This is a genomic window from Tsukamurella pseudospumae (assembly GCF_001575205.1).
Classification (GTDB): Bacteria; Actinomycetota; Actinomycetes; order Mycobacteriales; family Mycobacteriaceae; genus Tsukamurella; species Tsukamurella pseudospumae.
On the sequence record NZ_LSRE01000057.1, the window covers coordinates 1 to 1396 of the forward strand.

1 rRNA gene is annotated in these 1396 nt (G+C 54.7%); it reads left to right on the plus strand.

Going from position 1 to position 1396, the window contains the following annotated elements:
• Positions 1-1396, plus strand: a 23S ribosomal RNA gene (locus AXK61_RS24130); the annotation flags it as partial.

Sequence of the window (1396 nt, forward strand, 5' to 3'; positions counted from 1 at the left end):
CTGGTAGTAGTCAAGCGATGGGGTGACGCAGGAAGGTAGTGGGGCCAGTCAGTGGTTGTACTGGTGTAAGCCTGTAGGGCGAGATCTAGGCAAATCCGGATCTCACATAGCCTGAGAGGTGATGCGTAGCCGTTGCGGTGAATTCCATGATCCTATGCTGCCGAGAAAAGCCTCTAGCGAGATCTGATGTGGCCCGTACCCCAAACCAACACAGGTGGTCAGGTAGAGAATACCAAGGAGATCGAGAGAACTGTGGTTAAGGAACTCGGCAAAATGCCCCCGTAACTTCGGGAGAAGGGGGACCTCGCATTGTGACCGGATTTACTCCGTGAGCGGTGTGGGGTCGCAGAGACCAGAGAGAAGCGACTGTTTACTAAAAACACAGGTCCATGCGAAGTCGTAAGACGATGTATATGGACTGACGCCTGCCCGGTGCTGGAAGGTTAAGAGGACCGGTTAGCCGTAAGGCGAAGCTGAGAATTTAAGCCCCAGTAAACGGCGGTGGTAACTATAACCATCCTAAGGTAGCGAAATTCCTTGTCGGGTAAGTTCCGACCTGCACGAATGGCGTAACGACTTCTCTGCTGTCTCAACCACAGACTCGGCGAAATTGCAGTACGAGTAAAGATGCTCGTTACGCGCGGCAGGACGAAAAGACCCCGGGACCTTCACTATAGCTTGGTATTGGTGTTCGGTTCGGTTTGTGTAGGATAGGTGGGAGACTGTGAAGCGGGCACGCCAGTGTTCGTGGAGTCGTTGTTGAAATACCACTCTGATCGTATTGGATACCTCAACCTCGGACCATGATCTGGTTCAGGGACAGTGCCTGGTGGGTAGTTTAACTGGGGCGGTTGCCTCCCAAAATGTAACGGAGGCGCCCAAAGGTTCCCTCAGCCTGGTTGGCAATCAGGTGTTGAGTGCAAGTGCACAAGGGAGCTTGACTGTGAGACTGACAGGTCGAGCAGGGACGAAAGTCGGGACTAGTGATCCGGCACCGGCAAGTGGAAGCGGTGTCGCTCAACGGATAAAAGGTACCCCGGGGATAACAGGCTGATCTTCCCCAAGAGTCCATATCGACGGGATGGTTTGGCACCTCGATGTCGGCTCGTCGCATCCTGGGGCTGGAGTAGGTCCCAAGGGTTGGGCTGTTCGCCCATTAAAGCGGCACGCGAGCTGGGTTTAGAACGTCGTGAGACAGTTCGGTCTCTATCCGCCGCGCGCGTTAGAATCTTGAGGAAGGCTGTCCCTAGTACGAGAGGACCGGGACGGACGAACCTCTGGTGTGCCAGTTGTTCCACCAGGAGCACGGCTGGTTGGCTACGTTCGGAAGGGATAACCGCTGAAAGCATCTAAGCGGGAAGCCTGTTCCAAGATTAGGATTCTCACCACCTTGAGT